The following is an 18,182-nucleotide window of genomic DNA, read 5'->3' on the forward strand; positions in this document are numbered from 1 at the left end:
TACAGACGTGAACAGGGTCGAACGGCACAAGCTCGAGATTGAATCTGGGCGTGGCGCTCGCCGAGTTGCTCACGGTTCCGGCAAAGCGCTCCACTCGCTCGACAGCCGGGAGCTGAACTGCGGGGGCCGCTTGTCCACGAAGGCGGCCACACCTTCACGCGCATCGGCAGTGCCCATCACCCGGTGGTGCAGCAGCGTCTCCAGCGTTGCGACCTGTCGCGGGGTGTAGCCGTGAATTGCGCTGTCCCACAACAGCCGCTTGCATAATGCCGCCGACATCGGCGCCACATTGACCGCGATGTCGCGAGCCATGTCGAGCGCATGACCGAGCACTTGCTCGGCGGGCAACGCCCGATTCGCGATACCCAGCTCGGCGGCCTGCGCCCCGGTGAACGTGCGCCCGGTCAGCAGCACCTCGGCGGCCACCCCGAGGCTGGTCAGCTGCGTCAGTGTCCAGTGCGCCATGCAGTCGGGAATCACTCCCCGACGCACTTGTACCACACCATATTTCGCGTCCTCGGCGACAATGCGAATGTCGGTCTGCAGCGCGATGGTCAGGCCGATTCCCACGGCGTGACCGTTGAGGGCGGCGATCACCGGTTTGCGCAATTCGAAGGCCGCGGGGTCGATCGGCGACGCGGAGAACGCGCTGTTCTCGTCCGGAGCGTCGAAAGGCGTTGCGCCGCTGGAGAAATCTGCACCCGCGCAAAAGGCCCGGCCCGCCCCGGTCAGCACGACGGCGCGGACGTCGTCGTCCTCGTCGCAGTCGCGGTAGGCCTGGCTCAGCAGCGTGCCCATCTTGGCGGTGTAGGCGTTGAGGTGCTCGGGCCGGTTGAGCGTGAGCAGCGCGACGCCCCCGTCGACCTCGACGAGGACGTCGGCGCTCATCGCAGGGCCGGGGCGCGGTGCAACGCGCTGATCAGATCGGCGACGTCGGCGCTGCGCGGGGTGTAGCCGGGGAAATAACAGCACACCTCGCCGGCGCGATCGCCGAACCGCGCGGCGATCTGCTGCGCGCATTCCTCGGGAGTCCCCATAATGCCGATGCGGGCCACCATGGGTTCGGTGATCAGGGCGCGCATTTCGGCGAAGCGAGCCTGTTTGGACAGCGCGTTGAGCTCGGGCTGGATGTCAGCCCACCCCTCGACCTCGAGGACGGGCAGGTAGGCGGGGGTCGAGCCGTAGAACCCGATCAGGGAGGCGACCCCGTTGACCGCGGCCGCCAAATCGGCGTCGTCGCGCCCGACGGCGACCATGGCCTGCGCGATGATCTGAAATTCGCCGGCCGTCCGCTGCGAGCGGCGCAGGCCCTCGTCGATCGCCGGCAGTGTGCGCTCGGCGAAGTGGCCGGCGCTGTTGAACGGCATGACCAGCAGGCCGTCGGCGACTTCTGCGGCGGTGCGCGTCATGATCGGCCCGAGTGCGCCCATCAACACCGGCGGCGGCCCGAACGGGTTGGGTCCGGGATTGAAATTGGGCGCCATCAGGGTGTGCGTGAAGAATTCACCGCGAAAGTCGAGGCGGGACTGGCCTTCCCAGGCCGCGAAGATCGCTTTGATCGCGCCGATGGTCTCGGCCATCCGCGCCGCCGGCCGTTCCCACTTACTGCCGTAACGCTTTTCGATGTGAACCCTGATCTGCGAACCGAGCCCAAGCCGGAACCGGCCGCCGCTGTAGACCTGCAAGTCGTAGGCGGCGTGGGCCAGATGCAGCGGGCTGCGCGGCGCGGCGATCGCCACGTTCGTCATCAAGTCCAAGTCGCTGTCGTCGGCTGCGATGAGCAACGGAAAGAAGACGTCATGCTGGCCCTCGAAGGTAAACAACCCGTCGGCACCCGTCGCGGCGATCTCGGCGGCGCTGGCTCGCGCGCCGTTCGGCGATCCGTCGATCTGCAGATGTACTTTCACTTATTCGTCCGGTCCTCTACTCGACAGCTGGAACTCCACCATCTCGGCGAGTGCGACGACCGCCTCGTCGAGCGCGGCTAGTCGATCGGCCGACGACGGCGCCTGCAGCACGCTGTACCGGTCGGCCGCGCCGAGCGGGATGCGAGATGCCAACGCGTACAAGCGCTCCCCGATATCGGCGGCGCGGGTTTCGCCGTAGCCCAGCAGCACCTCCCGGTCCGGCAGCGCGGCGCCGCGCGCTTCCGCGATCCGTCCGAACAAGCCGATCACCTTGTCTTCGACGCCGCGCAACTGGCTGGGCGTCACCGGGTCGCCGGGCTCGTCGGGCCAGAGCTGCACGGCAGCACGGGGGTAGGGATCGTCGGGCAGCCACTCGCACACCCGAATTCGCTCCCCGGTCCGGCAGCTCAGTTCATACCGATCAGCGCCCAGGTCGACGTACACGGTGATCGTGCACAGCACGCCGACGTCACAGCGCCCATCGCCGCCGCCGACCTCGCGGCCGCGGGAGATCAGTACCACGCCGAAGGGCTCGCCGCTGCCGACGCAGTGTTGCACCAGTGCGACATAACGTGGCTCGAAAATCCGCAAGGGCAGATCCTGGTTCGGCAGCAGGGCCACCTCGAGCGGAAACATCGCCAATTCCATCAGATGTCCAGTTCAGCCACGAGCGCATCGACGACCGCACGCAGATCGCCGTCGTGCTCTTCGGCCACCCGCCGCTGCCGCTGATACGACGCGCCCTCTCGGCAGATGTCGGCCACGGCGGCCAATTCGTCCGCACAGCGCAACGACTTGGCGACCGGCTCAAGCCGGTTGAGCACCTCGATGAGATCGTCGGTGACCAGCCGCTCGTTGCTGTCGGCGTCCTGGATGATCACCGCGTCCAGGCCGTAACGCGCCGCGCGCCACTTGTTCTCCTGGTTGTGCCAGGGCGGCATGGTCGGCAGCGTCTCGTCGGCCTCCAGCCGGCGGTCCAGGTCGACGACCAGGCAATGCGTCAGCGCGACCAGCGCGCCGAGCTCACGCGGCCGGGACACCCCGTCGCAGATCCGCACCTCGAGGGTGCCCAGGTGCGGCGAAGGCCTGATGTCCCAACGGACTTCGTCGACATGGTCGATGATTCCGGTCTTCTTCTGGTCATAGACGAAGCCTTCGAACTCCGACCAGGTCTGGAACTGGAACGGCAGCCCGGCGGTGGGCAACTGCTGGAACATCATGGCCCGGTTACTGGCGTATCCGGTGTCCACACCGGTCCACCAAGGCGACGACGCCGAGAGCGCCAACAGGTGCGGGTAGTACTTCAGCAGCGACGTCATGATCGGCATGACCTTGTGCGCCGACGAGATCCCCACGTGCACATGCACACCCCAGATCAGCATCTGCCTGCCCCACCACTGGGTGCGCTTGATCAGCTCGGCATAGCGGGGCGCGTCGGTGAGCTTCTGGGTCGACCACTGCGCGAACGGGTGAGCCCCGGCGCAGAACAACTCCATGCCGCGGTCGCGGACGATGCGCCGGGCAGGGCCAAGGGTCTGGCGCAGGTCGTCCATCGCCTGTCCCGCGTTGTCGCAGATGCCGCTCACCACCTCGACGGTGTTGCGCAGCAATTCCTTGTGCACACGCGGGTTTTCGCCGATCTCGGCGATCACCGCGGTGGCTTCGTTGCTCAGGTCGCGGGTCTGCGCGTCGACGAGCGCGAACTCCCACTCCACACCGAGGGTTGGGCGCGGCGAGCGGGCGAAACCGATGTGGGCTTCGCCTCTTTCAGGGCCTCGTTTGCGGGCCGTACTAGCCGGCTCCGATGACACCGCACGCCACCCGCTTGCCGGCGTCACCGGTGCTCATCGTCATCGCGTCCGGACCGGGCGTGCCGTTGGACTGGTTGTAGCGGTCCGAAGGGATGTTGGCGAAGTTGTCGGCACCGGCGTGGATGACGACGGCGGTCTTCTGACCCGTCATCAGGTCGTCCAGGGTGAAGGCGTCGGTGGTGGTGACCAACATCCCGACCCCGTCGCGGCGAACTTCGAGCGAGGTCAGGTCGCCGCTGGCCGGCTCGGCGTTATGCCCGGGAGATTGGAAATGCCCACCGGCGGACAAGAAGTCGCCGGGCGCGCCGCCGTCGGGTCCGACCGAGTTGGCCTCGCACTTGCCCACCTTGTGGATGTGCACTCCGTGGAAGCCGGGCGCGAGCGCACCGACGCCGGTCGTCGCAATGGTGACCGTGGCGAAGCCGTTGCTGAAGTCGAACTTCGCGGTGGCCACCTGGGTGCCGTCGGGGGTGCGCAGATGGGTGGTCACGCTCTGCTGCGGTGCAGGCTGCGCGCCCTCGGTTCCCTCCGCGCCGGAAGCGCCGGCGGGCGCGGGTGATCCGGTCCAGACCGCGGGCGTGGTACCCGGGGTGGTCGCCGCGTGCTGGGGCGACGAGCAGGCGCTCACCAGCGCGACGCTCGCGGCTAAAAACGACAGGGACAGTGCGGACGTGGTGGCGGCAACGGCATTGCGATGACCGGCAGGCGTAGGCATAGCGAGAGCCTAACCCGGCCCACGACCTGGAGTCAGCCGGTCACCACGACGATGACGCCGCCCGGCTGATTGGTGAGCGCTGGGGTGCGCGGCAGGACGGGCGCTCCCAGGTTCTTGCCCACCGCGTCGGCGGTGGCGTGCTCGTCGTCGGCGTCGGTGAAGTACACGGTGGTGACTGTCACGTCGGGCAACGTCAGGTTCCCCACATCGACGACCTTGAAGCCGGCGGACTTGAGTTGGTCGGCCGCGTGCCCGGCGATCCCCTCCTTGCCGGAGATGTTGAACACGTGCACGTCGGAGTCCGTGGAAGCGGGCTTGGCACTCGTGGAGGTCGACGACGCCTGGCTGGTGGCGCTGGTCGCACTGGAGACCGGCGACGCCGTGTCGTCATCGGAGTTCCCCGACGAGCCCAGGGCCTGCCACCCGAGCAGCAAGAAGATGACGCCGAGGAACAACAGCACCATCACCATTGCCCGCAGGGGGAGTCCCGTGGAGTCGGGGACGCGCTCTTTCATTGAGCCCTACTGTAGCGAGTCAGGTCACCTCGAAGCCGAGGCGCCGCGCCGCGCGGGCCTTCTGCCGACTGGCACGTAGCCGCCGCAGTCGCTTCACCAGCATCGGATCGGCGGCCAATGCCTCGGGCCGATCGACGAGCGCATTGAGCACTTGGTAGTAACGGGTGGCCGACATCGAGAACAACTCTTTGATGGCGTCTTCCTTGATGCCGGCGAACTTCCACCACTGCCGCTCGAAAGCCAAGATGTCGTGTTCACGGCGGGTGAGCCCATCGGCGATCTCAGAATCGTCCCCCGATTGATTTGCCCGCGCCATGGCGCTGTCCATATCGCTTCCCCAGGACCCTTCCGCCGAATTCCATGTAGCTCGAATGACTTGACTTACATAGGGGCACGTTTCGGCGAATATTGAACCACGGCGCGAACCCTCAAGCCGTAATGCAGACCCGCGAGTCGGCGGATTGGCTTCGATTGCCCACGTACCCCCGGACCGCCGCGCTGCCACGCTGCAAGAACCGCTTAAGCTAGCCGACCATGGCAGTCGTTCCGATTCGCATCGTCGGGGATCCGGTGTTGCACACCCCGACCGCTCCAGTGCTGGTCGCCGCGGACGGTTCGCTCCCCGCCGATCTCGCCGGTTTGATCTCCACGATGTACGACACCATGGACGCCGCCCACGGCGTCGGGCTGGCCGCGAACCAGATCGGGTACGCCCTGCGGTTGTTCGTCTACGACTGCGCGGAGGACCGAGGCTCGCGAGAGCGCCGCCGCGGCGTGGTGATCAATCCGATCCTGGAAACCTCCGAAATCCCCGAGACCATGCCCGATCCGGACAATGACGACGAAGGGTGCTTGTCGGTGCCTGGCGAGTCGTTCCCGACCGGGCGCGCGAAGTGGGCGCGCGTCACCGGCCTGGACGCCGACGGCAATCCGGTCACCATCGAGGGCACCGACCTGTTCGCCCGGATGCTGCAACACGAAACCGGGCACCTGGACGGTTACCTGTACCTGGACCGCCTCGTCGGCCGGCATGCCCGGGCGGCGAAACGCGCCGTCAAGTCGCACAGCTGGGGCGTTCCCGGTCTGTCGTGGACGCCCGGCGAGGAGCCGGACCCGTTCGGCCACTGATGCTCTCGTGGCCGGCCCTCGGCACCCGGGTGACGGTGCGTTACCGACGCGCGAAAGGATCCGTCCCGCCGCTCACCGACGTCGTCGGCCACCTGCTCGCGGTCGATCCGGTGGTGCGGGTGCAGACCAAGACCGGCGCGGTGGTCGAGGTCGCGCCCGCCGACGTGGTCGCGCTGCGGTCGCTGACCGACGCGCCCGTGCGCACCTCCGCGATCCGTGGACTCGAATACGCCGCCGCCGCGGCGTGGCCGGGAGCCGAAGAGAGCTGGCTGGACGGCTGGCTGCTGCGCCGGGGTAAGGAATCGGCTTGGTCAGCGAATTCTGCTGTGCCACTGGATCTTTCGGCGCAGCGGAGTGCGATCCCGGCAATCGTCGCCTGGTATCAACGGCACGACCTGACACCGTGGCTCCTCATTCCCGACCGCTTGTTGGCACCGGCACCCGGCGCGACGAGTGAACACGGCGAGCAGGTCCTGGTGCGCCCGGTGCGCGACGCCGACGTGTCCGCCACCACCGGGCGGTGCACCCGGCTCGGGGAGTTGGCCCGAGCCGCCGTGACCGACGCGCCCGACGGCACCCGCTGGGTCGGCCTGTTCGAGATCGACGCGGCCGACGATCCGGGCGCCGCACGCCGGGAGTGCGAATCCCTGTTGGCCTGGGGCGCGCGCTGCGGGGCGACCCGCGGCTACCTACCCGTCGGCGACGACGACACCGTCACGGCCGCCCTCGCCGAAGCCCTGGGGTTCCGGCCGCACCACCGCCGCCGCTACATCGCGGCCCGGTCCGGCGATTGGGATAGCGTCTAGCCATGCCCGACGGCACCCTTCGGCTGGCCACCTGGAATGTGAATTCGATTCGCAGCCGTTTGGACCGCGTTGTCGATTGGCTTGCTCGCGCCGACATCGACGTGCTGGCCATGCAAGAGACCAAATGCTCCGACACCCAATTTCCGAGCCTGCCGTTTTTCGAACTCGGCTACGAGGTGGCCCACGTCGGCTTCAATCAATGGAATGGCGTGGCAATCGCCTCTCGCGTCGGGCTCGACGATGTGCAGATCGGCTTCGACGGTCAGCCCACATGGAGTAGCAAGCCGGATGTGGAGGCCACCGCGGAGGCCCGCGCCCTGGGCGCCACCTGCGCCGGCGTGCGGGTGTGGAGCCTGTATGTGCCCAACGGCCGCACGCTGGACGACCCGCACTACGCCTACAAGCTGGATTGGCTTGCCGCGCTACGTGATACGGCGACCGGGTGGCTGCGCGACGATCCCGCCGCCCAGATCGCGCTGGTCGGCGATTGGAATATCGCCCCCACCGACGACGACGTGTGGAGCACCGAATTCTTCACCGGCGCCACACATGTCTCCGAGCCAGAACGCCGTGCGTTCAATGCGATAGTCGATGCTCAATTCGCCGACGTGGTAAGGCCTTTCACGCCGGGGCCCGGGGTCTACACCTACTGGGATTACACCCAGCTACGGTTCCCGAAGAAACAAGGCATGCGCATCGACTTCATCCTCGGCTCACCAGCCTTGGCTAACCGCGTGACCGGCGCGCAGATCGTCCGCGACGAACGCAAGGGCAAGGCACCGAGCGATCATGCGCCGGTTTTAGTCGAGCTGAGCCAAAGCTAAGTCCCGCAACTACCCAAATTCCAGCCGGCTTCGCGTTGTCTGCGCGTTTACAACGTGGCAGCATTTCGCCTGTTAGATGTGTGACCAATTTTCGTTGCAGCTGTTAACTTCGCGTTCAACGGGTATACAGTTTGGCATCGCGTTTGCAACGAGTGATCGAAGGGCCAGGAGTAATTATGGGTGTCGTCGGAGGGGCCGTCCGCAACGCGGGGAAAACGGTCAATCGCGCGGCCGACGCAACCACCGCCGCCGCCGGTGCTGTGGGCGGAGCAGCAGTGAATGGGATTGTCGGCGGCGTTACCGGAGCGGCCGAAGGCATTAAGCGCGGAATCAGCTCGGGCAGTCATTCGACCCCGGCGGCCGCACTGGCCCTTGGCGCGCTCGGCGTGGCCGGGCTGGTCGAGTGGCCGATCCTGCTGGCCGTCGGTGGCGGCGCGTTGATCTTGCACAGGCTGGGGCGGAAACCCGAGCCGCGGGCGAAGGCGAACCTCAAGCCGGTGCCGACCGAGCCGGAGCTGGACCAGCCGGTAAAGAAGGCAGGTCCGCAGAAGTCGGCCGCGAAGACGACGGCCAAGAAGGCGACCGGTCGTCGCGCCGGCGCGGCCGAGCTGCGCAGCACTAACTAGTCAAGTACCCGGGGGCTGCGTAATTTTGGTGGTCAGCCGACGGCGGGGATGTACGCGGCCCGGTCGAATCGACCGGGCGCCAGGTGCCGACGCTGCAGCTGCCGCCGCGAACGGGGCAAAGCGTGTGCCGACGGGTCCGGGCATGCCGACCGCCGGGGGCTCGGCGCCACCCGGGTTACCAGCCTCGCGGCAAGCCCGGGAGTCCGGTCGGGCCCCGCGATCTCCACAACCCCCGCCCGCCACAGCAGCGCATAGAGTTCGACTAACGGCACGCTCAGCACGGAAACAACGGACGAAACTATCGGATCGGCCAGGTTATCGGTCGTCGACATAAGTCCGACGGTGAACTCATCACCCGGCGCGACGGCAAACCCTTCGTTACTGAAAGGCAAATGATGGCGGAAAAGAAAGCTCGTCAAAGGGCGTCTCAGGCCGAGGCCGTGGAGAAGATCCGCGAGGGCGAAACCTTCGTCATCAACCTTCCGGTGCTGGGCCGGACCGAGATTCCGCGGCCCGAGCAGCTGGCGTATTACGGCGGTCTGGCCGCCTTGGCGGCCCTCGAACTCATCGACTGGCCGGTGGCGCTGGTCATCGCCGCCGGACACGTGCTGGCCAGCAACCACCACAACCGGCTCCTGGAGGAGTTCGGCGAAGCGATGGAAGAGGTCTAGCGCTGCTGCAGCTCCCGGTGCGCGGCCTCGGCGTCATGGTGAAAGGGCAGCTCCATCAGCTGCGCCGCGCTGTGCACCGGACTTTCCGGCGAGACGACGATGATGGCGGCGCCCTGCCCGAGTAAGCGGTCCAACGCGGCGAAGCCCGCGCTGTCCAGGTAGTGCAGCCCACTCAGGTCCAAGATGACCGGCCGGGGACCCGGTAACGCCCCGACCGATTCCGCGAAGTCGTCGGCATTGGTCGCGTCGATCTCGCCGGCGGCCGCGACCACGGCCGTCGGTCCGTCACCGAGTTCGTGCAGGGTGAACACCGAGCTACCCACTGCTTGTCCCCTCGGGCAGATTGCGGTCGGCGCCCAGCGCATGGTCGAAACGCAGCGTGACCCGGGTGCCCTGCCAGGTGCGCACGGTGTCGACGTGATCGGTGAGCCCGTAAATCAGCGTCAGCCCGCGTCCGCGCTTGCGGCTGCGCTGGCTGAACGAGGAATCTCCCGTCCACCGGCCGGCATCACTGACCGTCGCCGCCAGCGTGCCACCGCGCACAAAGGCCTCGATGGACACCGTCTGGCCGGGGACCTCCCGATTGCCGTGCTCGACCGCATTGGTCAGCGCTTCGCCGATGGCCAGCAGGATCTCGGATTCCCGCTGCCGGTCGATACCGATCGCACGCATCCAGCGGCGCAGCTGATGCCGCGCGTCGATGGTGTGCGCCAGCCCAGTCGGTAGCACCACGGTGAAACTGCGCGCGGTGGTGTGGCACGGACGCAACGCCAGGACGACGACGTCGTCGGTGTAGCCCCCGGGCGGCGCCATCCGATCGATCAACTCGTCGCAGATGTCTCCCACCGGTAGGTCGGCACACTGCGCCACGGCCGTGCGCAGCCGCGCGAACCCCTCATCGAGGGGTTCGCCTGGCCGCTCGATGAGTCCATCGGTGTAGAACAGCACCCAGCTGCCCGCCGGCAGATCGTGCTCGGCGACGTGGTGGACGTCGTGGCCTTCCCACGCCGCCACCGGCGGACGCCGCCCTGACTGCAGGAAAACCGGCGGCCCGTCGGGAGGCACCACCAACGGATACGGATGGCCCGCGCAGATATAGCTGATCCGCGCGACGTCGGTGCCGTCGGTCTGCACGTCGGTGTGGATCACGCCGTAGCTCACCGTCGCGCAGCGTGCCCCCGGCACGGTGGCCGCGTACCTATCCAGTGTCGCCAGCACCGCCCCGGGATCCGGGTCGGTCAGGGCGGTGGCGGCCACCGCGGCGCGCAGCCTGCTCATCACGGTCGCCGCGTGCAGACCGTGACCGACCACGTCGCCGACCGATATCGCGACCCGTCCCGGAAGATCAAGCGGCGCAACCAGATACCAGTCACCGCCGACGCGCATCGTCTTTCCGGCCGGCTGATAACACGCCGCGACCGCGGCGGCCGTCGATCCGCGGTCCAGGTCGAGCAGATGCTCCTGGAAGTCCACGGCGATCCGGTGTTCGCGTTCCATGACGCGAACACGGTCGAGCGCGGACTGGACGAGCTCAGCCGTTCGTGCGAACGTCTCGAGCTCTGTGGGGTCGAAATCTTTTGGTGCGCCCCACAACAAACCCAGGGAGCCGATGACGCCGCCATCGCGGCCGCGCAACGGCTGGCTGACGCCGGAGCGCGCTTCGGCCGCGGTTTCGTCCACCACGTGGCGATACCGCGGGCCGAGGCGCAATGTGTCGGTGATGACCATCGGCTCACCGGTTTTGATGACGTCGATTGGCACCAGCGGCGTGTCCAAAGTCGCGAGATGGTAGCGACTGCGCAGTTCGGCCGGCACCGCTCCCCCGTACTCGAAACGGACACTGTTGATTTCGGCATCGAGCACGCCAAGCACGACAGCCTTGGCGCCGCCTGAGCCCAGCGGCGAATCCACCAGCGCATCCACGATTGCCGTGACGGAATCGGCGGCCTGCAACGCGGCATCGAGTTGCAGGTGCGCCGCGGCGATCTGGGCCTCGAGTTCGTCTGACCGCCGGCCGGCTCGTTCCCGGGCGGCGGCCGACAAGCGTGCCGCCACCCGCTCGACCAGTTCCTGCGAGCGAAACGGTTTGGGCAGGTAGTCGTCGGCGCCGCCGGCGAAGCCTTCACTGACGGCCTCCACGCCGGCGCGGGCGGACAACATCAGAATCGGCGTGGCGGCCAGGTCGGGATCGGCACGGATGGCCGTGACGAGGCCGAAGCCGTCGAGCAGCGGCATCATCACGTCGGTCACGATGGCGGCCGGGCGAAGCTCGCGGGTGCGCCGCAGGGCTGTCTCGCCGTCGGCCACCAACACCGTTCGCCAGTGCGGCGATAACACGCGCTCCAGGTGAGCCCGCATGTCGGCGTTGTCGTCGGCGACGAGCACCAACTCGCGCCCGTCGTCGGTCGACTCGGTGTCGGCCGTCGAGGCCAACCACTGGTCTGCCTCGACGACGTACGGACTGTCCGCCGGCCCGGCGGCCCGAAGCTCGACCGGGGTGCCGTCGATCGATTGGGGCAGCCGGATCGTGACCGTGGTGCCACGGCCCAGCTCGCTGGCGATCTGCACGGTGCCATGCTGCAGCTCAACCAGGCCCTGGACCACCGACAAACCGATTCCGGTTCCCTCGACGCTGCGGCCGCGTGCGTTCTCGCCGCGGAAAAATCGCTCGCCAAGCCGTTTGAGATCCGCCTTCGTGACGCCAACTCCAGTGTCGCACACAGTAATTCGACATTCCGTCGATTCGCTGTGCACCTCGACGGTGATCGAGCCGCCCATGGTGAACTTCACCGCGTTCGACAGCAGGTTGAGCATGACGGTTTCCCACATCGCCGGATCGACCTCGGCCGGCACGGAATCGCAGTTGACGATCAACTCGAGCCCCGCGCGTTCACAGAGTTCGCTGAACGAGGACGCGATAAGCGACGTCAGCGCACCCACGTCGGTGCACACCAATTTCGCTGTCGCGCGACCCGCTTCGATCCGGGAGAAGTCCAGCAGCGAGTCGACCAACCGCTGCAGCCGTTGTGCATTACGCCGTGCGGTACCCAACCGGTCGGTCAGCAGCGCGTCGGGGCCTGCCCCCTCCAGCGCATCATCGAGCGGACCCAGCAACAGCGTCAGCGGGGTGCGGAACTCGTGACTGACGTTGGTCAGAAACGCCGTCTTCGCACGGTCCAGTTCGGCGAGCGCATCCCCGCGCTGCCGCTCGTGCTCGTAGGAGACCGCCGACGCGATCGCGGCGGACAACCGGTCGGCGAGCAGTTGACAGAAGCCCCGGTATTGAGCGTTGAGGGGGCAACGCGGGTTGACTCCCACCACCAGCGCGCCGGTCATCGACCCCTCGCCGAGCGGCAGCGCCAGGGCCTGCTCCGGGTGATCGGCGCCCAGCACGTCGACGATCCCCGGTATTAGCGAAGGAACGTCCTCGATGAGCCGCGTCTCCAAGCGCGACCGCTGCGCGGGATCCCAGTCGGTCAATTCCTCCAGCGTGCGCGGCAACAGCGGCAACACCACTCCCGTGGCGCCACGGAGCGTGATCTCGGCGGTATCCGCTTCGCCGGTGTCGTCGCCCACGTAGACGGCGACGAACGGCAGATCCGCGGGTTGCTGAGCGCACGCCGACAGGGCGCCGTTCACCGCATCGTCGACGCTGCGGCTCTCCATCGTCGCCGACGCCATCGCATTGAGGACGTGCAACCGGCGCTCGCTCAATACCCGCTCCGTGGTCTCGGCGACGGTGGCGACCACGCCGTACACCACGCCGTTGTCACCGAACAACGGGCCATAGCTGAACGTGAACCATCGTTCCTGGCGCCGGCCGGCGGTGATCACCGACAACATCATGTCGTCCACCCACACCGCCTTGCCGGTGTCGATGACGCTGGCGATCATCGGGCCGATCGAGTCCCAGATGTCCCACCAGACTTCCTCGCCACGCTCGCCCAGCGCCGCCGGGTGCCTGTTGCCGAGGATCGGAACATAGGCCTCGTTGTACATCGTGAACAGATCCTGCGGCCCCAGCCACAGGATGATCGGAAACCGAGACGTCAGCGTCGTCGCCACGGTGGTGCGCATCTCGGCCGGCCAGTTTGCAGGCGGCCCTAAAGGGTGTGCTGCCCAATCGAATTCGGCGAACAACCGGCCCATCTCATCGCCTAGTGCGACGGCGGCAACCAGATCGGGCGGCAGCTCCTGGCTCACGGATCGCTGATGCCCTGCAGCGCGTCGGGCAACGACCGGTACAGCGCCAGCACCTCGTCCAGCTTGGTGACTTGAATGGGCGTCACCACGACGGGGTTGGCCGCGACCACCCGCACTGTCGTTCCGGCTTCAACCCCGCTGCGGTGACAGTCCAGAACGGCGTTGAGGCCGGCACTGCCGAAATACCTCAGTCCGTCCAGATCCAGGATGACCAGCCGACCCGCGTGGGTTGCGGCTTGGCGCAGCCCGGCGTCGAGTTGGGCGGCGAACTGTTCGGCCGTGTTGGAATCCAATTCGCCCTTGGCGCTGACGACGACCGCCTCCGGGCGAACCTCACAATCGACTACTAGCAATTCCATCAGCCCACCTGTTGCGTTACGCCCGGCCCGCCGTCCCAGGTGTCCCGAGCTTAACTCGATGGCGGCCCTAACCGTCAGATCCCGCCCCTTGGATGCGCTCGTGCACTGTCAGCAGCAGATGGTCGAATGCGCTCTGCACGTCCGGCGCCGACGACGGCAGCGTGGCGAGGTCGTCGAGCACCTGCTTGGCCAGCTCACGCAGTTTGACGTTGGTCTCCTGCGAACGCCATCGCAACACGGCGAAGGCCTGATCGGCGGTGAGCCGGTACACGGCCATCAGCGCACCTTTGGCCTGCTCGATAAGGGCGCGGGCCTGCACCAGATCGGGCAGGGCCTCGTCGAGGACCTCTCGGCGGTTGTCATGGAAGGTATCGGTGAGGTCGACGAAATACCCGGCTGTTCCCACCACCGCACCGCTGTCGTCCAGCATGCGGTCGGCCACCACGAGCGCGTCGTGCACGACGCCTGCGGTGTCGAGAAATCGGTGACGGCTGGAGAACGAACCCCCCGAATGCAGTGCGCGATCGAGCAGATCCTGAACGTGGGCACGGTCGTCTGAATGTTTGTGGGATAGCAGCAATTCCGTGGTCGGTTCCACCGAGCCGGGTTCGTAGCCGTACATCAGCGCCACCTCGTCGGACCATTCCCAGCGCGGGCCGACGAACCAGAAGCGAAACTCACCCACGTTGACGTACTCGTCGGCGCCATCGACGGCCGGCAGGACTTCGCGCGCACCGGCGTCAGTACGTGTCGAAGCAGAGTGGGCCACGCCACGAATTGTTCCATCGCCTCGGTAAACCTGCTACTGGCCCCGTTCCGGACGGGACTTCACCGCCCGGCTGCGCTAGCGTGAATCGAAGACACACCATCAATCCACGCGGGAGCGCACGCCAAGGGCGCTGAGAGGACGGCTCGGGGCCGTCGACCGTACGAACCTGACCGGGTAATGCCGGCGTAGGGAGATGAAAATGACCGCAATCGTCGAACCATCCGTGACCACCGGCCCCATCTGGGGCAGCAGCAAGGCCTACCGCGAACTGGACACCCCCGGCGGCGCTCGTCTGCGCGTGCCGCTGCGGCGGGTGAACCTGTCCACCGGAGGCCACTTCGACCTCTACGACACGTCCGGGCCCTACACCGACCCTGATGCCTCGATCGACCTGGCGGCCGGGCTGCCGCCGCGCCCCGGCGTGATCCGCGACCGCGGCACGCAGCTGCAGCGGGCGCGTGCCGGTGAGATCACCGCCGAGATGGCCTACATCGCCGCCCGTGAGGGCATGGCCGCCGAGCTGGTGCGCGACGAGGTCGCCCGTGGCCGCGCGGTGATCCCGGCCAACCACAACCACCCCGAGATCGAGCCGATGATCATCGGCAAGGCATTCGCGACCAAGGTCAACGCGAACATCGGCAACTCGGCGGTGACATCGTCGATCGCCGAGGAGGTCGACAAGATGGTGTGGGCCACCCGGTGGGGCGCCGACACCATCATGGACCTGTCCACCGGCAAGAACATCCACGAGACCCGCGAGTGGATTCTGCGCAATTCGCCGGTGCCGGTCGGCACCGTGCCGATCTACCAGGCGCTGGAAAAGACCAAAGGCGACCCGACCGAGTTGACCTGGGAGCTCTACCGCGACACCGTGATTGAGCAGTGTGAGCAGGGTGTCGACTACATGACCGTGCACGCCGGCGTGCTGCTGCGCTACGTCCCGCTGACCGCCAAGCGGGTCACCGGCATCGTGTCCCGCGGCGGCTCGATCATGGCGGCATGGTGCCTGGCGCACCACCGGGAATCGTTCCTGTACACCAACTTCGACGAGCTCTGCGAGATCTTCGCCCGCTACGACGTGACGTTCTCCCTCGGCGACGGATTGCGACCGGGGTCGATCGCCGATGCCAACGACGCCGCGCAGTTCGCCGAGCTGCGCACCCTGGGTGAGCTGACCAAGATCGCGAAATCCCATGGCGTGCAGGTGATGATCGAGGGCCCGGGACACGTCCCGATGCACAAGATCGTGGAGAATGTGCGGCTGGAAGAGGAATGGTGCGAGGAGGCCCCGTTCTACACGCTGGGCCCGCTGGCCACCGACATTGCGCCGGCCTACGACCACATCACCTCGGCGATCGGCGCGGCCATCATCGCCCAGGCCGGCACCGCGATGCTCTGCTACGTGACACCCAAGGAACACCTGGGGCTGCCCGACCGCAAGGACGTCAAGGACGGAGTGATCGCCTACAAGATCGCCGCGCACGCAGGCGATCTTGCGAAGGGCCATCCGCACGCCCAAGACCGCGACAATGCGTTGTCGCAGGCGCGTTTCGAGTTCCGCTGGAACGACCAGTTCGCGCTGTCGCTGGATCCCGACACCGCGCGGGAGTACCACGACGAGACGCTGCCCGCGGAGCCCGCGAAGACGGCGCACTTCTGCTCGATGTGCGGCCCGAAGTTCTGCTCGATGCGCATCACCCAGGATGTCCGCGACTACGCCGCCAAGCACGGCCTGGAGACCGAAGAGGACATCGAGGCCATGTTCGCCACCGGGATGGCAGAGAAGTCGGCCGAATTCGCCGAGCACGGCAATCGGGTGTATCTGCCGCTCACGCAGTGAATTACCTGCCGCTGCCGCCGGCGGGCACCACCCCGCCGCGGGTGCTGACCGTCGCCGGATCGGACTCGGGGGGCGGCGCGGGCATTCAGGCCGACATGCGCACGATAGCGATGCTGGGCTTGCACGCGTGCGTGGCGGTGACGGCGGTAACGGTACAGAACTCGTTGGGAGTCCAGCGTTTTCACGAAGTTCCCGACGATGTCGTGGCCGATCAGATCGATGCCGTCGTCACCGATATCGGCATCCAGGCCGCCAAGACCGGAATGCTGGCGTCGTCGCGCATCATCGAGGCGGTGGCCAGCACCTGGCGCCGCCTCGAATTGACGGTCCCGCTCGTCGTCGATCCCGTCTGCGCATCCATGCATGGCGACCCGCTGCTGGCCGCTTCGGCGCTGGATTCGCTTCGCGACCAACTGTTTCCGTGGGCCACGCTGGTCACGCCGAATCTCGACGAGGTGCGCCTGCTGGTGGGCATCGAGGTGGTCGATGCCGAGTCGCAGCGGGCGGCGGCCAAGGCCCTGCATGCGCTGGGTCCGCGATGGGCGCTGGTGAAGGGCGGCCACCTGCGCTCGTCGCAGCGCAGCTGTGACCTGCTCTATGACGGTGCCGACTTCTACGAGTTCGACTCGCCGCGACTGCTCACCGGTGACGACCACGGCGGCGGGGACACGCTGGCCGCAGCGGTCGCGTGCGCGCTGGCCTACGGCTTCTCTGTGCCCGACGCGGTCGGGTTCGGGAAGCGCTGGGTCACCGAATGTTTGCGCGCCGCTTATCCGCTGGGCCGCGGGCATGGCCCGGTCTCACCGCTTTTCCGGCTCTCATGATTGCGCACGTGAACCTCGACGAGATCGCGGGCGTGGCACACGAACCCGAAGCGGACGCCTTCAGGCGCCCGAGAGGAATTGTGCTGCTCACCCACGGGGCCGGTGGCAATCGTGATTCCGAACTGCTGCAACGGGTTTGCGACGAATGGAGCAGGGGCGGCTGGCTGGCGATCCGGTACAACCTCCCCTATCGGCGGCGCAGGCCCACCGGTCCGCCGTCCGGGTCCGCGGCGGCCGACCGCGCGGGAATCGAGGAGGCAATCGCCCTGTGCGGCAACCTTATCGATGGCCCGCTCATTGCCGGCGGCCATTCCTATGGCGGCCGCCAGACGTCGATGGTGGTCGCCGAGACGAAGCCCCCGCGCGTCGACGTCCTGACGCTGTTCTCCTATCCCGTTCATCCACCGGGTAAGCCGGAACGACGCCGCACCGAACATCTGCCAGACATCACGGTGCCCACCGTGTTCACCCACGGCACCTCGGACCCGTTCGGCACACCCGAGGAGGTACGCGAAGCTGCGGCGCTGATCGCCGCGCCGACGGAGGTCGTCGACATCACCGGCGCACGCCACGACCTGCGTTCGAAGACCCTCGACGTGCCCGCCCTGGCCGTCGAGGCGGCGCTGCGACTCTTGCGCTGACAGCTAGTGCCCGGGCGCCCCGCATGTGGAGGGCAGCAACAACATCACGGGCCAGAGCGCGGCCGCCTCGCCGAACGCGGCAACGTCCGCTCCCGCGGGCACGACGTTGGTCCACGCCTCCTGCAACGCCTGGACCTTGTCGCCGTGGAGGACCGCCCAGAGAAATCCGAAGATGAGGTAGGGCAATGCAAGCCAAATGCCGAACTCCAGGAGCGCTTGGACCGACACTGGACGCTGGAGCACCCGCCGAATGGAAGCCATTTTCGCAACGTACCGGCTGGGAAGAGGAGGCAGGCACGTGATCGCCAAACTGCGGCAACTACTGAATTACGAGATGACGGTGGCCGAGTGGATATCGGTCGCCGTGTTCCTTGGCATTCCGTACTGCATCGTCGGGCTGCTCTGGTCGTCGACGCACACCGACCATCTGCGCGGGATGCAGGGCGCGGACCTCGTGGTGTCTTTCCTCGGCGCGATCGTTTCCTGGCCGGTGTTGTTGTTCTCCAACGTCTGCATGACGTGATTTAGTCAGCTGAAACTGGA

Annotated in this window: 22 protein-coding genes and 1 riboswitch; of the genes, 9 read left to right on the plus strand and 13 right to left on the minus strand. The window is 67.2% G+C overall.

What is annotated here, in order from left to right; all coding sequences use genetic code 11:
* Positions 1-69: 69 nt before the first annotated feature.
* Genes MNAB215_RS05380 through napA form a run of 7 tightly spaced genes read right to left on the minus strand, consistent with a single transcriptional unit; the run spans position 70 to position 5,276 of the window.
* Positions 70-888, minus strand: a complete 819-nt coding sequence (locus tag MNAB215_RS05380) for an enoyl-CoA hydratase-related protein (protein ID WP_077077778.1) — start codon at positions 886-888, stop codon at positions 70-72.
* Positions 885-1,907, minus strand: coding sequence for a TIGR03617 family F420-dependent LLM class oxidoreductase (locus tag MNAB215_RS05385; RefSeq protein WP_077077779.1), 1,023 nt, complete (start codon positions 1,905-1,907; stop codon positions 885-887). The genes MNAB215_RS05380 and MNAB215_RS05385 overlap by 4 nt, the downstream gene beginning before the upstream one ends.
* Positions 1,908-2,555: an LON peptidase substrate-binding domain-containing protein gene (locus MNAB215_RS05390; RefSeq protein ID WP_077077780.1), complete on the minus strand. Its 648-nt coding sequence runs from the start codon at positions 2,553-2,555 to the stop codon at positions 1,908-1,910. It abuts the gene before it with no gap.
* Positions 2,555-3,718 (minus strand): glutamate--cysteine ligase, encoded by a 1,164-nt coding sequence (locus MNAB215_RS05395; RefSeq protein ID WP_077077781.1) that lies wholly within the window; start codon positions 3,716-3,718, stop codon positions 2,555-2,557. The genes MNAB215_RS05390 and MNAB215_RS05395 overlap by 1 nt, the downstream gene beginning before the upstream one ends.
* The gene (gene sodC, locus MNAB215_RS05400; protein ID WP_077077782.1) at positions 3,699-4,433 is read right to left on the minus strand and encodes a superoxide dismutase[Cu-Zn]; all 735 of its coding nucleotides are present in this window, start codon (positions 4,431-4,433) and stop codon (positions 3,699-3,701) included. The genes MNAB215_RS05395 and sodC overlap by 20 nt, the downstream gene beginning before the upstream one ends.
* Positions 4,434-4,465: 32 nt before the next feature.
* A complete protein-coding gene (locus tag MNAB215_RS05405; protein ID WP_077077783.1) occupies positions 4,466-4,948 on the minus strand; it encodes a LytR C-terminal domain-containing protein in 483 nt (160 codons plus the stop codon).
* A 19-nt stretch (positions 4,949-4,967) separates the two neighbouring features.
* Positions 4,968-5,276, minus strand: coding sequence for a nucleoid-associated protein NapA (gene napA, locus MNAB215_RS05410; RefSeq protein WP_077077784.1), 309 nt, complete (start codon positions 5,274-5,276; stop codon positions 4,968-4,970).
* Positions 5,277-5,482: 206 nt separating this feature from the next.
* Between napA and MNAB215_RS05415 the strand changes: the two genes are divergently transcribed.
* From MNAB215_RS05415 to MNAB215_RS05430, 4 genes are all read left to right on the plus strand, one after another.
* Entirely contained in the window at positions 5,483-6,076 is a 594-nt protein-coding gene (locus MNAB215_RS05415; RefSeq protein WP_077077785.1) for a peptide deformylase, read from the plus strand.
* On the plus strand, positions 6,076-6,882 hold the full coding sequence (locus tag MNAB215_RS05420) for a GNAT family N-acetyltransferase, cg3035/Rv0428c family (protein ID WP_077077786.1): 807 nt from the start codon (positions 6,076-6,078) through the stop codon (positions 6,880-6,882). The genes MNAB215_RS05415 and MNAB215_RS05420 overlap by 1 nt, the downstream gene beginning before the upstream one ends.
* Before the next feature lie 2 nt (positions 6,883-6,884).
* Positions 6,885-7,706 (plus strand): exodeoxyribonuclease III, encoded by an 822-nt coding sequence (locus MNAB215_RS05425; protein ID WP_077077787.1) that lies wholly within the window; start codon positions 6,885-6,887, stop codon positions 7,704-7,706.
* 176 nt (positions 7,707-7,882) lie between these two features.
* Positions 7,883-8,332 carry a hypothetical protein gene (locus MNAB215_RS05430; protein WP_077077788.1) on the plus strand — a complete coding sequence of 150 codons (450 nt, stop codon included), beginning with the start codon at positions 7,883-7,885 and terminating at the stop codon, positions 8,330-8,332.
* A gap of 32 nt (positions 8,333-8,364) precedes the next feature.
* Here the strand turns inward: MNAB215_RS05430 and MNAB215_RS05435 are convergent, their stop codons facing one another.
* Positions 8,365-8,664, minus strand: a complete 300-nt coding sequence (locus MNAB215_RS05435) for an Rv1535 domain-containing protein (protein WP_131829082.1) — start codon at positions 8,662-8,664, stop codon at positions 8,365-8,367.
* Between the two features lie 63 nt (positions 8,665-8,727).
* Between MNAB215_RS05435 and MNAB215_RS05440 the strand changes: the two genes are divergently transcribed.
* Entirely contained in the window at positions 8,728-9,003 is a 276-nt protein-coding gene (locus tag MNAB215_RS05440) for a hypothetical protein (protein ID WP_108637576.1), read from the plus strand.
* Here MNAB215_RS05440 and MNAB215_RS05445 read toward each other — a convergent pair.
* The 4 genes from MNAB215_RS05445 to MNAB215_RS05460 all read right to left on the minus strand — a co-directional run bounded on the left by MNAB215_RS05445 (position 9,000) and on the right by MNAB215_RS05460 (position 14,286).
* Positions 9,000-9,326: an STAS domain-containing protein gene (locus MNAB215_RS05445; RefSeq protein WP_077077791.1), complete on the minus strand. Its 327-nt coding sequence runs from the start codon at positions 9,324-9,326 to the stop codon at positions 9,000-9,002. The genes MNAB215_RS05440 and MNAB215_RS05445 overlap by 4 nt on opposite strands.
* Positions 9,319-13,206 carry a SpoIIE family protein phosphatase gene (locus MNAB215_RS05450; RefSeq protein WP_077077792.1) on the minus strand — a complete coding sequence of 1,296 codons (3,888 nt, stop codon included), beginning with the start codon at positions 13,204-13,206 and terminating at the stop codon, positions 9,319-9,321. The genes MNAB215_RS05445 and MNAB215_RS05450 overlap by 8 nt, the downstream gene beginning before the upstream one ends.
* Entirely contained in the window at positions 13,203-13,565 is a 363-nt protein-coding gene (locus MNAB215_RS05455) for an STAS domain-containing protein (RefSeq protein ID WP_077077793.1), read from the minus strand. The genes MNAB215_RS05450 and MNAB215_RS05455 overlap by 4 nt, the downstream gene beginning before the upstream one ends.
* A gap of 67 nt (positions 13,566-13,632) precedes the next feature.
* Entirely contained in the window at positions 13,633-14,286 is a 654-nt protein-coding gene (locus tag MNAB215_RS05460) for a PAS and ANTAR domain-containing protein (RefSeq protein ID WP_077078442.1), read from the minus strand.
* A 146-nt stretch (positions 14,287-14,432) separates the two neighbouring features.
* A riboswitch (TPP riboswitch) is annotated at positions 14,433-14,543 on the plus strand.
* Here MNAB215_RS05460 and thiC point away from each other — a divergent pair.
* From thiC to MNAB215_RS05475, 3 genes are all read left to right on the plus strand, one after another.
* Positions 14,534-16,174 (plus strand): phosphomethylpyrimidine synthase ThiC, encoded by a 1,641-nt coding sequence (gene thiC, locus MNAB215_RS05465; protein WP_077078443.1) that lies wholly within the window; start codon positions 14,534-14,536, stop codon positions 16,172-16,174. (Overlaps the previous riboswitch by 10 nt.)
* The gene (thiD, locus tag MNAB215_RS05470; protein WP_077077794.1) at positions 16,171-16,998 is read left to right on the plus strand and encodes a bifunctional hydroxymethylpyrimidine kinase/phosphomethylpyrimidine kinase; all 828 of its coding nucleotides are present in this window, start codon (positions 16,171-16,173) and stop codon (positions 16,996-16,998) included. Before thiC ends, thiD begins: the two co-directional genes overlap by 4 nt.
* An 8-nt stretch (positions 16,999-17,006) precedes the next feature.
* Positions 17,007-17,639: an alpha/beta hydrolase family protein gene (locus MNAB215_RS05475; protein ID WP_077078444.1), complete on the plus strand. Its 633-nt coding sequence runs from the start codon at positions 17,007-17,009 to the stop codon at positions 17,637-17,639.
* A 3-nt stretch (positions 17,640-17,642) separates the two neighbouring features.
* On the opposite strand, the gene MNAB215_RS05480 is transcribed toward MNAB215_RS05475, so the two are convergent.
* Positions 17,643-17,900: a hypothetical protein gene (locus MNAB215_RS05480; protein WP_077077795.1), complete on the minus strand. Its 258-nt coding sequence runs from the start codon at positions 17,898-17,900 to the stop codon at positions 17,643-17,645.
* 37 nt (positions 17,901-17,937) lie between these two features.
* Here MNAB215_RS05480 and MNAB215_RS05485 point away from each other — a divergent pair, with 37 nt between their 5' ends.
* On the plus strand, positions 17,938-18,162 hold the full coding sequence (locus tag MNAB215_RS05485) for a hypothetical protein (RefSeq protein ID WP_083746010.1): 225 nt from the start codon (positions 17,938-17,940) through the stop codon (positions 18,160-18,162).
* Positions 18,163-18,182 lie beyond the last annotated feature (20 nt).

This window comes from Mycobacterium numidiamassiliense, from assembly GCF_900157365.1.
GTDB classification, from domain to species: Bacteria; Actinomycetota; Actinomycetes; order Mycobacteriales; family Mycobacteriaceae; genus Mycobacterium; species Mycobacterium numidiamassiliense.